Origin of the sequence: Brevibacillus parabrevis, from assembly GCF_003710905.1 — a bacterium.
In the GTDB taxonomy this organism is placed as follows: Bacteria; Bacillota; Bacilli; order Brevibacillales; family Brevibacillaceae; genus Brevibacillus; species Brevibacillus parabrevis.
In genome coordinates this window covers 664,417-677,218 of the sequence record NZ_RHHV01000005.1, presented here as the reverse complement: position 1 = coordinate 677,218, position 12,802 = coordinate 664,417, and the positions used below count along the sequence as shown (strand labels likewise).

At 53.6% G+C, this 12,802-nt stretch carries 13 protein-coding genes; 3 read left to right on the top strand and 10 right to left on the bottom strand.

Annotated elements, in window-relative coordinates; genetic code table 11:
• Positions 1-45 precede the first annotated feature (45 nt).
• Positions 46-1,110 (bottom strand): hypothetical protein, encoded by a 1,065-nt coding sequence (locus tag EDM60_RS06480; protein WP_122963204.1) that lies wholly within the window; start codon positions 1,108-1,110, stop codon positions 46-48.
• 203 nt (positions 1,111-1,313) lie between these two features.
• Here EDM60_RS06480 and EDM60_RS06475 point away from each other — a divergent pair, with 203 nt between their 5' ends.
• The gene (locus EDM60_RS06475; protein ID WP_244226800.1) at positions 1,314-1,859 is read left to right on the top strand and encodes a DUF3267 domain-containing protein; all 546 of its coding nucleotides are present in this window, start codon (positions 1,314-1,316) and stop codon (positions 1,857-1,859) included.
• A gap of 86 nt (positions 1,860-1,945) precedes the next feature.
• Here EDM60_RS06475 and EDM60_RS06470 read toward each other — a convergent pair whose 3' ends face one another.
• The 9 genes from EDM60_RS06470 to EDM60_RS06430 all read right to left on the bottom strand — a co-directional run bounded on the left by EDM60_RS06470 (position 1,946) and on the right by EDM60_RS06430 (position 11,335).
• Positions 1,946-2,932, bottom strand: a complete 987-nt coding sequence (locus EDM60_RS06470; protein ID WP_122963202.1) for an ROK family protein — start codon at positions 2,930-2,932, stop codon at positions 1,946-1,948.
• Positions 2,933-2,962: 30 nt separating this feature from the next.
• Positions 2,963-3,784, bottom strand: a complete 822-nt coding sequence (locus EDM60_RS06465; protein WP_122963201.1) for a sugar phosphate isomerase/epimerase family protein — start codon at positions 3,782-3,784, stop codon at positions 2,963-2,965.
• A 15-nt stretch (positions 3,785-3,799) separates the two neighbouring features.
• Positions 3,800-4,768: a Gfo/Idh/MocA family protein gene (locus EDM60_RS06460; RefSeq protein ID WP_122963200.1), complete on the bottom strand. Its 969-nt coding sequence runs from the start codon at positions 4,766-4,768 to the stop codon at positions 3,800-3,802.
• 18 nt (positions 4,769-4,786) lie between these two features.
• On the bottom strand, positions 4,787-5,761 hold the full coding sequence (locus tag EDM60_RS06455) for a Gfo/Idh/MocA family protein (RefSeq protein WP_122963199.1): 975 nt from the start codon (positions 5,759-5,761) through the stop codon (positions 4,787-4,789).
• 13 nt (positions 5,762-5,774) lie between these two features.
• Entirely contained in the window at positions 5,775-6,764 is a 990-nt protein-coding gene (locus EDM60_RS06450) for a Gfo/Idh/MocA family protein (RefSeq protein WP_122963198.1), read from the bottom strand.
• Positions 6,765-6,795: 31 nt separating this feature from the next.
• Positions 6,796-7,638 carry a carbohydrate ABC transporter permease gene (locus tag EDM60_RS06445; RefSeq protein WP_122963197.1) on the bottom strand — a complete coding sequence of 281 codons (843 nt, stop codon included), beginning with the start codon at positions 7,636-7,638 and terminating at the stop codon, positions 6,796-6,798.
• A 30-nt stretch (positions 7,639-7,668) separates the two neighbouring features.
• Positions 7,669-8,616, bottom strand: coding sequence for a carbohydrate ABC transporter permease (locus tag EDM60_RS06440; RefSeq protein WP_122963196.1), 948 nt, complete (start codon positions 8,614-8,616; stop codon positions 7,669-7,671).
• Between the two features lie 81 nt (positions 8,617-8,697).
• Entirely contained in the window at positions 8,698-9,981 is a 1,284-nt protein-coding gene (locus tag EDM60_RS06435) for an ABC transporter substrate-binding protein (protein WP_122963195.1), read from the bottom strand.
• Between the two features lie 148 nt (positions 9,982-10,129).
• Complete coding sequence (locus tag EDM60_RS06430; protein ID WP_122963194.1) at positions 10,130-11,335, bottom strand: ROK family transcriptional regulator; 1,206 nt, start codon at positions 11,333-11,335, stop codon at positions 10,130-10,132.
• A gap of 453 nt (positions 11,336-11,788) precedes the next feature.
• On the opposite strand from EDM60_RS06430, the gene EDM60_RS06425 reads away from it, so the two are divergent.
• Together EDM60_RS06425 and EDM60_RS06420 are read left to right on the top strand one after the other, a co-directional pair.
• Positions 11,789-12,007, top strand: a complete 219-nt coding sequence (locus EDM60_RS06425; RefSeq protein WP_122963269.1) for a PLDc N-terminal domain-containing protein — start codon at positions 11,789-11,791, stop codon at positions 12,005-12,007.
• Positions 12,008-12,021: 14 nt separating this feature from the next.
• Positions 12,022-12,441 carry a hypothetical protein gene (locus tag EDM60_RS06420; protein ID WP_233454122.1) on the top strand — a complete coding sequence of 140 codons (420 nt, stop codon included), beginning with the start codon at positions 12,022-12,024 and terminating at the stop codon, positions 12,439-12,441.
• The last annotated feature ends 361 nt before the right edge of the window (positions 12,442-12,802 follow it).

Below are 12,802 nucleotides of genomic sequence, written 5' to 3'. Positions count from 1 at the left end.
TGCACAGCCGCACCGTGGCAACGGGACTTGATCTGTTTGCGCGCTTTAGAAGCCGTACTTGGCCTTGGTCTGTTGCAGCACATTTGCCGCCTGCTGATAGAGCTTGTTCGCAGCAGTCTTGCCGCCGCCATGCTCTTTTTCCAGCGCAGCCAGCCGCTGCTTCGCCTGATCGATTGCGTCGGTGCCTGCCTTGATCGCCGCCTGCAACGCTTTTTCGCGATTAGCCGCGTCCGGAGCATTCGCCTTGATCTCTTCCCAAACCGTCTGCGTGTCCTTAATATCCGTTTCCAGGACGGCAATCAGGTCTTGCATGCTTTGCTTCTTCTGGGCGATTGTGCTGTCCATCGCATCCATCCCGTCGACCAGCACCTTCATGCTGCCGAGCGTCCCGGCCATGACGTCATACTCCATTTTGCTCAAACTAGGCTGCTTGGAGTAGGTAGTCAGCTCGTCCAACAACCCTTGCAGCTCAGCCGCCTGGTCTTTGGAAAATTGAATCTCGTCTGCGAACTGGATTTCCTGCAAATATTGCGCGCTCTCCTGCAAGTCAGCCGCGAGCTTTTCCGTCCGCACGACTTTGTTCGCAAAAGCCACCCGCGCCTCTTCCTTGGCTCGCTGCTCCGCCAACACTTTTTTCTTCTGCTCCGCTTCCAGCTCGACGCTTTTCGTCCAGGCGGCAAGCTTGTCGCTGTAAGCCTGGTTTGTGCTGGCAACAAGCTTGGTTTCCTGTGGCTCTCCTTGTGCGAGTGAACCTGTAATCAAAAGGCCGTCCGCACTCAGCTTGGCCTGAAGCGGCCCAACCGACTCACCCGCAGATGCGGACTTCGGCTGAAGCGTCAGCGCATCGCCTTCCCGCGTCCCTGTAAAAAGGCTTGTCTCTGTTTGCAAGCGAGGAACCGTATCCTCGACTAGCAGCTTGGACAACGTGATTTCGACGTTGAGTTGCTCCTGTTCCGGCGTCACCTTGGCGTACACCATCCGGCTCTGGTCTGCGTACAAATAGCCTTCTGCCAGCGCGATCGGCATAAGCGCGCGATAGCCCCAAAAGCCCAAAGCGCAGACGACCAGCAACGCTATTATCCCTACGATCCGTTTGTTTTTCCCCTGCATACCGCGACCCCTCATCCGCTTTTTCTGTTTCTTTTGACCCGCTTTTACCAGTACGTACCACTATTTCATCATACATGAATCATGACCCTCAGCCATATGAGTCGAAAGGCCAAATCCATGAAAGCTTTCCGAGCTTGAATTTGAACTATTGCAGCTTGCCGCGCTATACTACAAGTATATCACCAGAGGAGGCCAGGTTGAAATTGGAAACGAACTATGTCCAAAAGCAAGTCGTCTTGCAACCATGGAAAGCCAACCTGTTTGCTTGTGTTTGCCTTCTCCTGTTTGTTCCGGCCGCTTTGCTTTTCTATCAAAAGGCGGTGACTTTCTCGGTATCTCTCAGCGATATCGGGCTGTTTTTTGTAGTCGTTCTCGGCGGAATCATCGTCCATGAAGCTGTGCACGGAGTCGGCTTCATGCTCAGCCGCCAGGTTGCTACATCCGATATCCGCTTCGGGGTAATGTGGCGCAAGCTTGTTGTTTACGCCTGCTGCCTGAAGCCGATCTCTGTGGGCAGCTATCGGCTTGCTGTCGCCCTGCCGGCTTTGCTGCTCGGTGTGTTGCCCTTTTTCCTGGCCTACTTTTTCCAGTCGCTGTTTTGGTACGTGTGGAGCATCGTCATGCTGATCGGCAGCTTTGGCGACTTCTACATCTTGTGGACGCTCCGTTCTTTTTCCAAACAGACACGCATTGCCGACTCGCCAGACAGCATCGGTTACGTAGCTTACCTGCCCGAATCAAAAGCGTGATTTCATCTGCCATGCCAAAAAGCCGACGTCCATGCGGAACCGTCGGCTTTTTTATGCGGCTTGTCAACTCGTTTTGTTTGCTACACCTATACCGCTACCTGTTTGCGTGCGGCAGGGAAATACAGCCCGGCTGCGCCAAGCACGCCCGCCTCTGCTCCCATCGTGGTGAACTGGAACGTCGCCTGGCTCGCCATCCGGGAAATGCAGCGCTGGCGAATCACCCGCTCTGCTTCCTCCAGCAAAATTCGGCCGTTTTTCATGACGCCTCCGCCGAACACGATCACCTGCGGATTGAACAGATGAATCAGGTTGGTCAGGCCGACACCGAGGTAGTAGCCTGCCTGCTTCATCAAGCTGATGCTAAGCGGATCGCCGCTCTCTGCCTGCTCGCCGATCTCCTTGGCCGTTATGCGCCCGAGCTCGCCCTCGCAGACGGTTCGCAGGGAGCTTTCCGCGCCAGCTTGCAGCTGTTCCTGCGCCATTTTTGCCAGCGCCAGTCCCGACACGTAGTTTTCCAGGCATCCTCTGTTCCCGCAAGCGCACAGCGGCCCTTCCGGATCGAGCGAGATGTGGCCGAACTCGCCTGCACTGTCGCCAATGCCTGTAATCAGCCGCCCTCCGCTGATGATCCCGGCGCCCACTCCCGTGCTTACCGTGACGTAGATGAGATCATCGGTGCCGCTGGCGCTGCCGAAGGCCCACTCGGCAACGGCTGCCGAATTGGCGTCGTTGATCAGCTGCACCGGAACGCCGAACCGTTGGCCGAGCTTGTCGCCGATCGCCACATCGCTCCAGTTCAAATTGCTTGCAAAAATGACCATTTGCCGGTTTGTATCAATGATTCCGGCTGTAGCAATTCCAATTCCGCGTATTTGCGAGATGCCGACACCGCTGTCCGCGAGCACGGACGAGACGAGATCGCCAATTCGCGAAATGACAATCTCAGCCGCGTCCTCTTTTTGTGTCGGAGCGTTCGCTTGGCTTAGGATGCTGCCATTCTGGTCGACAATCGCGGCGATGACTTTCGTGCCTCCCAGGTCAATCCCGATGGCATATGGTTTCTCTTGGGTCATCGTGTGACTCACATCCTCGCTGTCTGTTCTCTATTTGAAAATAGCGTCGAGCGCCTCGGAGGTCGAAGCGACCAACTGCTCTGGCTTGTAGGCATACGGCGAGATTTCTGGGATGATGTAGCCGCTGTACCCGATCTCGCGCAGCGCCTCTGCCACGCGCGCCCACGGAATGTCGCCAGCCAAAAGCGGCACAAATCCGGTAATGTTGCCCGTCGTCGTCTTGAAATCTTTGACGTGAATCGCCCGGATTCTTTTGCCGAGGATGCGAATCCACTGCTCGGGAAAACCGAATTGCAGCACATTGCCGACATCGAAGTAAGCGCCCACCCACGGGCTGTTCACTTCATCAATCAACCTGGCCATTTCCAGCGGGCTGAGCAAAAATTTGTTCCAGACGTTTTCAATCCCGATATGCACTTGCTTGGCTTCCGCCGTTTTCGCCAGTCGTGTGAGCGCTTCGCGTGCCCGCTCATACGCCGTGTCGTACGATACTTCCGGTGTCACCAGCCCTGGCACGACCAGAACCGTACGTGCTCCAAAAACGCTTGCTGCCTCAATCATTTTCTCGACGACCTGGATGCCTTTTTCCCGCACTTCCGCGTCGTTATGGGTGAGCGGGTACTTCCAGAGGAGCGCCGTCGAGACACTCGGCAGCTCCAATCCATACTCGCGAGCCAGTTGCGCCAGCTTCGCCAGCTCGCCCTCCGTCATTTCCAGATGCAAGGGAGCGTCTCCCTCGTCGAGATTCAACTCGACGCCTTTGTACCCGTACTCTTTTGCTTGCTGAAAAATATGTTCTGCGCGGCTTTCTTTCGGAAAGCACCAAGCGTTGATTCCTTTTTGAAAAGACATGCTGCTCACTCCTTCTTAATCGTGCGAAATGATGACAGGTGCACCGGACTGCGCAGACTCGTTTGCGGCCAATGTCACTGCCAGCGTCTTTTTCGCAGAGGCGTATGGCGACAAGATCAGGCTCGTATCTCCGGTTTCAATCGCCGTCACAAAAGCGCGATCCTGTTCCCGGTACATATCTACTGTCGCCTCAAATGTGCGCGTACCAGCCTCGTCCGTGATCGTCAGTTGTCTGCCGTCGATCAGCACACGGAAATGTTTCCCCAAAATTTCTACACCTGTCCGGTGATCCGCCTGGATAAAGCACGTATCCAGATGGCCGAGCGCCCCTGTGGAAAAGGCCATGCTGACCGCAGACACATCCGGGATGTCGATGCCTTCAATGTCTTGCGAGACGAGCAAAGACATCTGCGCGTATACTTTTTCCACGTCACCCGCCAAAAAGCGCATCATGTCGAGTGTATGCGTCGCCTGCTCGACCAGTTGGCCGCCCGATTTGCTCATTTGCCGCCACCACGGAGTTTCCACGAATTTGGTCAAATAATGGCCGCGCACCAAGGCGATCTGCTTGTCAGCCAAATACTCGCGGGCTTGCTGCACGATATCCAGATAGCGCAGGCAATAACCTGTCGAGGTAATAATCCCTGCTTTTTCCATCGCCGCCTGTTTCTTCGCGACTATGTGCATATCGAGGCCAATCGGCTTTTCCACGAACAGGTGAATCCCTTTTGCTGCCGCCTGCTCCTCGATTTCTTCGTGGGCAAAAGGCGGGACGCAGACAAACAGCGCATCCAGCTTTTCGTGCGTGAGCAGCTCCTGCCAGGACGTGTAGCCGGAAGCACCGATCCGCTCGGCCGTGGACATTGCTGCTTCCCGATTCACATCGCAGACAGCGGTAACTTTCACTCGTTCGTCAGCGAGCAAGCCTTGCAGGTGATGCTGGCCGATCCCTCCGACGCCGATCATTCCGATCTTCATACTCATATTGATCCACCGTCCCCGTTAGCGAATGACCACCGGTTGCTTCGATTCAGCCGACTGGTAGGCAGCAAGCGCTACTTCGACTGCGCGCATGCCGTCTTCTCCTGTTACGGATGGCGCTTTTTTCTCGCGGACGCTGGCAACAAAGTCGCTCACCAGCTGGCTGTCCATGTCGTCGCCCCAGTTGACCCATTTCAATCCTTTGTCATTGCTGTACACGTCGAGCTTTTGCGAAAAGGCATCGAGCGAGATAGTGCCTTCCGTGCCGATGATTTCCATCGTAACGTCGCCCCAAACCGGGAACGTCTTGTTGCGCGACCAGCTACAATCCAGCGTGGCGAATACGCCATTTTCAAATTCCATCGTCAAAATGCCGCAGTCGTCAATCGGGGTAGGCGAAAATTTGCTGTCTACTTCTGCGTACACCTCGCGCACTTCCACGCCCATGAACCAGCGCATCAAGTCAACGACATGCACCGTATGATCGATGACAGCGCCGCCACCGGACTTGGCAGGATCGACGAACCAGCCGCCCGGATTTTGCCCGCGATTCGTGCCGCGGATCGCCATGATGCGGCCAACCTTGCCTTGCTCTACCAGCTGTTTTGCCCGCACAACCGCAGGGTGGAAGCGAACAGGGAACGCCGTTTGCAAAATGACGCCTTGCTCGCGGCAAATCTCAATCATTTCCTGGGCCGCCGCCAGCGTGGTCGCAAGCGGCTTTTCGCACAAAATGTGCTTGCCTGCTTTCGCGGCTGCTACTGTATGCTCATGATGCTTGGCATTTTCCGAAGTGATGATGACGGCATCGACGTCAGCTGCCAAAAGCTCGCGATAATCGTGGTAAAACGGTACGCCCCACTTTTCTGCCGCTTCCTTGCCACGTGCTTCATCCTCGTCGGCTACACCGACCAATTGTACGCCCGCAAGCTTCCCGATCGCATTCGCGTAGCTGTATGCGTGCATATGTGCGACACTGATGATTCCCAGTTTCATATGTGGTCCCCTCCTACACTAGCGTTACGGGTTTGCCCGTTTCGATTGACTCAAGCGCAGCTCGCGCGATTTCCACTGCTTTCACGGCATCCTCGACCGTCACGCGCGGCTGGAGATCGTTTTCGATGCAATCGATGAAATGCTTCAGCTCGCGGAAGTACGGATTTTCACGCAGCGGACTCTCCGGCACAGCCACTCCGCCCATACCTGCCTGTTTCGCGCGATTTACGGCGATCAGCGGCTTTTCTTTTGCACTGTCGTACTGAATGATTCCTTCGCTTCCCGCCAGCTCCATTTTCATCGAGAAGCCTTCATGCGCCCAAGACCCTTCCACATGAGCGATCATCCCGCTTTTGAACCGAAGCGTCACCAGCGCGTAGTCGATGCGGGCGAAGCCGCGTCCAAGCAAGCTTTTCGCATAGACGCGCTCCACGTCGCCGAAGCACCAGCGCAAAAAGTCGAAGTCGTGGATGATCATGTCCAGCACAAGACCGCCGCTGTTTTTGTAGTCCGCATACCAGTCGTTCCACGCCGTCGGGAAAATACCGCCGCGGAACGTCCGCGCCACGCCGACATTGCCGATCGTGCCATCGTTCACCAGTTGACGGGACTTCTCGTACTCAGGGAAAAAGCGCAGCACATGGCCGACGAACAGCTTGACGTTTTTCTCGTGGCAATAGTCAACGATCGATTGCGCCTCTTCCTTGCTGCGTGCCAGCGGCTTTTCGCAAATGACGTGCTTGCCTGCGTCCGCAGCTTTTTGCACATACGTTTTATGCAGGTAAGTCGGCAGACACACGTCAATGATATCTACCCGCTCCAGCTTCTCCATGGCTTCATCGTAGCTCGCAAACCATTGCGTATTCGTTTCGGCTGCCAGCTCGCGGCCGCGCTCTCCGCGCAAGTCGACAATGCCGACCAGCTCGACGTTTTTCATGGCAGCGTAAGATTTTGCGTGAACAGTTCCCATCGTACCTGCTCCGATTACCAGAACATGATGCATAGTGGTTTTTCACTCCTTCAGGGGAAAATGGCTATTTGGACCCGGTTAGGGTAATACCCTCGACAAAATGCTTCTGCAAGAAAATAAAGACGATAATCATCGGCCAGATGGCGAGAACAGAACCAGCCATCAAAATCGGATAGTTCGTCATGTTCGTATGTTCTCCTGTCAAATAGGCCAATCCTGCCGACAGCGTCATTTTATCCGGCGTGCTGTTGACGATCAGCGGCCACATCAGATCATTCCACGACCAGAGGGCGACGAAGATGGCCAAAGCGATCAAACCGGGCTTCGCCAGAGGAAGCATAATGCGCCAGTAGATTTGGAAGTGATTGCAGCCGTCGAGCTTTGCCGCCTCTTCCAGCTCTTTCGGCAATGACATGAAAAACTGGCGCAACAAAAAAGTTCCGAAAGCACTGAACAGTCCTGGCACGATCAACGCGGTGAGCGTGTTCAGCCAGCCAAGCTCCTTCATGATGAGAAACTGCGGAAGCAAAAACACTTGCCCCGGCACCATCAGGACGGACAAAAAGACGATGAACAAGGCGTTGCGCCCCGGAAACTCGATGCGGGCAAACGCGTATGCCGCAAGCGAGCAAAGGAATACTTGCCCGACGACTTTCACGACTGTAGTCAAAATCGTGTTCCAGTAAAAGTCGTAGAAAGGCAGCATTTCGAAAATGTGCGTGTAGTTTTCCCATTGCAGGGACGTCGGCCAAATGACTGGCGGCACCTGCGTCGATTCACCCAGCGTTTTGAGCGAAGTCAGGATCATCCAGACAAACGGCGCGACCATTACTAGAGCGCCTAGTATCAGCAGCAGATGAATCAAAAGATTTTTGCCAACCCGATTACGTCCTGTTTGGACACTCATCGATCATTCCTCCTGTCCAGTCATGCTCGCTTAATCGTAATGGACCCATTTTTTCTGCATTTTCATTTGAATCGCGGTAACAATCAGGATCAGCACCAAAAGCACGACTGCTACTGCTGCTGCATAACCGCCATTGCCTGATTCGAAGCCGTTCGTGAAGAACAAGTACGCCACCGTCTGCGTCGATTCAGCCGCCGGATTGCCCAGCTTGCCGATCATCAAGTAGATCAGGTCGAATACTTGGAACGCGCCAATCAGCGAAGTGATGCTCACGAAGAAAATCGATGGCGTCAACAGCGGCAATGTAATCGTAAAAAACATCCGCACAGGTCCGGCTCCGTCGATTTCCGCCGCTTCGTAATAGCTGCGCGGAATCCCCTGCAAGCCCGCCAGGAAAATAACCATGTTGTAGCCGATCGAACTCCAGACGGCAACGATGATGACAGCGTACAGAGCGATGTCAGGGTCGGAAATCCAGCGCGGTCCCTGTATCCCCACTGTCCCTAACAAGTAGTTGATCAAGCCGTAATCGGCATTGTACAGCCATCTCCACACCATCGCCACGGCAGCCGCCATCGTTACGACTGGCAAAAAGTACAAGGTACGGTAAAACGAGATGCCTTTGATTTTCTGGTTGAGCAAGACGGCGATTAATATGGAGATAGCGATACTGGCTGGAACTGCAAGAACCGTATAAATAAGCGTGTTTTTCAGTGCGATCCACAGGTTCGGGTCTTGGAACAGCAGGACATAGTTGTCCACGCCCGTCCATTTGTACTTGCCGAAGCCTCCCCATTTGGTGAAGCTGAGATAAATAGTCTGCACGACTGGCCATATGTAGAACAAACCCAGACCGAGCAACGTCGGCGCAATCATGAGATACGCCCACAACCAGTCGCTTCGTTTCATGCGATTCAATGGCTTTGCTGGTTTTGGCCGGGCAGCGGCATGCACTTCTGGCTGAAGTTGGCTGCTCATCGCAATATTCCCCCCTGACAATAAGCTCGTAACAGGGGATGGCTCCGTCCTCGACACGAAGCCATCCGTAAAAAGAAACCCCTACTCTTGCGCCAGCAACTCGTTCATTTTTTGCGCAAGTTCTTTCGCTGCATCTTCTACGCTCATTTGACCTGCCCATGCTTTGGTCATGTAATCGGTCTCCAGCTTCGCCCATTTCGCGGTGTCCTTGGAGATCGGATACGCTTTTGCGTTAGCTGCCTGATCAATAAAAATTTTCAGATTAAAGTTAGGCATCGATTTCACCCAAGTATCTTGTGTACCGTTGAACGCCGGGATTGCCGCTCCCTTGCTTGCCTGGATCTCCGCCGCTTCCTTGGAGCCCAGGTACTTGACGAACTCCCACGCTTCTTTCGGGTGCTTCGTGTTCGCCGCGATCACATTGCCCAAACCGTGGATAACGCTCGTGTTTTCCTTGCCTTTAGGAAGGTAGGCCACGTCCACTTTGTCTTTGGTGTACTCGTTGCCATTGAATGCGCTTGCCATCCAAGACCCGGAGTAAACCATCGCCACTTTCCCGGATTCGAAAAGTTGCGTCGATTCAGTCTCCGACATTTGCGCCGCAGACGGCGACACTTTGTCATTGATCATGTCTACCCACAGCTTCAAGCCTTCGATCGTTTCCGGTTTGTCAAAGCCCGACGACTTTCTGTCTTCGGAAATGACGGAGCCGCCAGCTTGGAAAATCGTGTTGTAGTAATTGTCTTGTCCGTATGGCGCTGCCGCGATTCCCCAGATGCCTTTTTTCTCGTCCGTCAGCTTTTTCGCTGCTTCCTTCAGCTTGTTCCAATCCCATGTTTCGTCCGGATATGGCACTTTGGCGTCATCAAACAGCTTCTTGTTGTACCAGAGCCCGATAGTGTCAAAATCTTTTGGCAATGCAAACGTTTTTCCGTCGTATGTGTAGAGATCAACCAGCGCTTTTGGATAATTTCCAAGGTCGACGCCGTCTGCCTTGATCTGTTCATCGAGCGGCAGCAGCACATCGTTTGCCGCATACTTGATGATCCGCGGGCCGTTGATCCAGAAAACGTCCGGCAAAGTTCCGCCAGTCGCAGCCGCTTCCATCTTCGTCCAATACTGTTTGTTCGGTGTCAGCTCGATCTTGATGTCAACATTCGGGTTCGCTTCATGGAATTTCTTTGCAATTTCCTCCATGGCCGGCATCTGGTTTTTATCCCAGAGGGCGTAAGTAAGCGTTACCTTTTCTCCGGTTGCGGCGCCTGATTTTTGTCCATCTGACGGTGTGGCACTTTGCCCGCCACCGGAACATCCTGCTACCGCTACCAACAATGCGGCCATTGCCAACGAAACCAACTTCTTCATCTGAAGTCCCTCCTCGACATACGTTCTCCTCTTTTTTTACCCCCAACTCAGTTGAAACGACTGCGTCTTGACCTCCACGGCTCCCCCCTTTCACCGTACGATGCAATCTTTCTTTTTCCAATGCTAAAACAAAGTATTCAAAAAGGAACTACAGGCTGAAATGAAAGACGTCCTGTAGCAGTACGGCAGCGGCTGCCTTGACTTCAAAGTCCGCTCCCAGCATTGTCGGACGGAATTCCAGCCCGTCTACCATAATGCCCATTGCCTGTTCGCGCACCTGCTTTTCGATGCGCTCAAACAACACTTGATTGTCGCGCATCATTTCCCCGCCCAAAATGATCAGGCTCGGGTTGAACAGATTGACCAGGTTGACGATGCCGATGGACAAATACGCAGCGATTTCTTCTACGATGTCCTCGCACACCTGATCCTTTTGCTGCAAGGCACGGCGGAACACTTCAAACGTGATTTGCGTCATGTCTCCACCCGCCAGCTCCAAGACCAGCGTCTCTTTGCCGCGGGCAATCGCAGATAGCAATCCTGTGTAGATCGCCGGCCAGGCGACGTAGTTTTCCAGACAGCCGACGTTGCCGCAATCACAGCGCATGCCGCTGCGGTCTACGGTCGTGTGCCCGAACTCGCCAGCTCCCCCGCGGCTTCCCCGGAAAATGGAACCGTTTACAACAAGACCTGAACCTACCCCTTCGCCCACTGTTACGAACAGCAGGTTGTCGGCTTCGATCCCTACCCCGAAATTTTTCTCTGCCAGGGCAATCGCGTTGGCGTCGTTGTCGAGCCACGTACTCATGCCGAAACGCTGCTCAGCCAGCTCCTTCAACGGAACATCCGTCAATCGCAGCTTGGAATTGAAGCGAATCACCCCGCTCGCTGCGTCGACAATCCCCGGAGCGATAATGGAGATGCCCAAGCAACGCTCTGTGTCCGCTGCCTGTGTCAAAAAGTCTGCAATCGAGTCCAGTACATACTGCACCATCCGATCGCTGACAAGACCAGGACCGACCGGATATACTTGCTTGCGCTTGGTCGCCGCCTCCAGATTCATTTCCGCGATGGTGATCGCCGTGTTCGTGATGGAGACGCCAATCAAAAATTTTCCATCGGGGCAAAAGCGCACCATGATCGGCTTTCTGCCGCCTTTTGATTCTCCTGTTCCATCCTCCGCTACCACGCCGTCACGAATCAGCTCGTTGACTGCCGACGTGACCGTAGTCGGGCTGATGCCTTGCTTTTTGGCAATGTCACTGCGCGAGATGGGCCCATGCTGGCGGATTGTATCGAGTATAATAAAGCGATTTAGTTCTTGAATCAGTTTGAGGTCTCCGGTCCTGCGCATTTTATAAGCTCATCCTTTGTTTTTCCAATGACTTTATAAAGTGATCATAGCAGACCCTTCCAGCTTGTGTCAATTTGGATTTTTCAGTTTTTTGCACTTTTTCTGGACACCTTCCTTTCTTTGCCATCTGGCTCTTTCTTTTTGTAAAATGAAGCTGATACTGATATGGCTTGGCTCCACTTCACTTTACGCGAAAATGGGGGTACCGTTCATGAGAGATAACCTGCTGCCTCGGGAAATGAAGAGTTGCCTGGGTCCGTTTTATATCTGCTGCTTTTTATCCAAGCTGGCCTCTCGCAGGTTCCCGTTGATCGAAGACAAGAAAAGCGAGTATCAAAAACGGTACAGAGAGAGCAATTGCCTGTAGTGCGGGCTGCATGCACGAACATCGAGCAATATCCCAATTTTTGGTATACTCATAAAAGCGCTATAATGAAAAAGCAGGTGATTGCATTGGTTAGCATCGGTGACTCTTCTTTTTTCATGCTTCTGCCCCTGTTGGTAATCGTGCTCCTGAACGTGCTGAACATCGTGATCAGTATTTGGGGCTATCGCGATTCGCGGCGCAGAGGCAACAGCAAGGAATTTTCCATTATCGTCCTGGTAGCGTTGTTATTTTTCCCGATTATCGGGCTGATTGTGTACCTGATTATCCGCAAAGACGAACCATAGAGGGGAAGCTGCTCATGACGGCGACTGTGTGGACGCCTTACGAGGATTGGCGGAGGCATCCTGCTGACTTCCGGGTCAAGTATCGCTTTTATTCGGAAGCAGAGGGCGGGAGAAAGCTGCCGCCTGTTCAAGGCTATCGAAGCGATTTTTCTTATGCCGGCGACAATGAAAAAATCGAGCTGTTCGCTATCCACCCTGAGTTTGAGACGCCGGACGGGGATGTCATCCGCGATCTGACTGCTCCAGTCCCGGCAGAAGGAACGGCCCGCATGTGGATTTTGTTCCCGCAGATGCGCCAAACCGTCCATATCCATCGCATCAAGCCAGGGATTGTCGGGTATTTCATGGAGGGTGCGCGAAAAGTAGCTGTAGCGGAAGTGATTGAGATTGTCGGGTTGCATGAAAATCCTGGGGAAGATCAGGAAAAGAAATGAGGTTTCTTCTCTCTCGATGCAAGGAGATGAGTGCCTTTTTCTAAAGGCTCGTTCTGTCTCCGCTGCCCTGGCCAGCCCAGTCTGTCCAAGTTTGCTAACTTTCGCTAGACGACACTGAATGTTCGCTTCGTTATGCTAAATTCGCCCGTTGTAAAACGATCTCTTATCCGTTGATGGAACGCCGTGTGCGTTGAAAGTCGCCCGCACGGCGTAGGCTCGAACGAAATCCCTCCAAAATAACCGGAGGGAACAAGGCCAGAATAGCGATACCAGCCCAGCGATTGGCACGATCGCGGAGAATAGTACCCTCCCGCGATACATCATCCACTTCAACAAAGCGCTCGACGATGACACCATCGCT

Excerpts from the sequence above, each read along its gene's own strand:
- EDM60_RS06480 (WP_122963204.1), bottom strand. The coding sequence starts at position 1,110 with ATGCAGGGGAAAAACAAACGGATCGTAGGGATAATAGCGTTGCTGGTC.
- EDM60_RS06470 (WP_122963202.1), bottom strand. The coding sequence starts at position 2,932 with ATGACCCAAGAGAAACCATATGCCATCGGGATTGACCTGGGAGGCACG.
- EDM60_RS06465 (WP_122963201.1), bottom strand. The coding sequence starts at position 3,784 with ATGTCTTTTCAAAAAGGAATCAACGCTTGGTGCTTTCCGAAAGAAAGC.
- EDM60_RS06460 (WP_122963200.1), bottom strand. The coding sequence starts at position 4,768 with ATGAGTATGAAGATCGGAATGATCGGCGTCGGAGGGATCGGCCAGCAT.
- EDM60_RS06455 (WP_122963199.1), bottom strand. The coding sequence starts at position 5,761 with ATGAAACTGGGAATCATCAGTGTCGCACATATGCACGCATACAGCTAC.
- EDM60_RS06450 (WP_122963198.1), bottom strand. The coding sequence starts at position 6,764 with ATGCATCATGTTCTGGTAATCGGAGCAGGTACGATGGGAACTGTTCAC.
- EDM60_RS06445 (WP_122963197.1), bottom strand. The coding sequence starts at position 7,638 with ATGAGTGTCCAAACAGGACGTAATCGGGTTGGCAAAAATCTTTTGATT.
- EDM60_RS06440 (WP_122963196.1), bottom strand. The coding sequence starts at position 8,616 with ATGAGCAGCCAACTTCAGCCAGAAGTGCATGCCGCTGCCCGGCCAAAA.
- EDM60_RS06435 (WP_122963195.1), bottom strand. The coding sequence starts at position 9,981 with ATGAAGAAGTTGGTTTCGTTGGCAATGGCCGCATTGTTGGTAGCGGTA.
- EDM60_RS06430 (WP_122963194.1), bottom strand. The coding sequence starts at position 11,335 with ATGCGCAGGACCGGAGACCTCAAACTGATTCAAGAACTAAATCGCTTT.
- EDM60_RS06420 (WP_233454122.1), top strand. The coding sequence starts at position 12,022 with ATGACGGCGACTGTGTGGACGCCTTACGAGGATTGGCGGAGGCATCCT.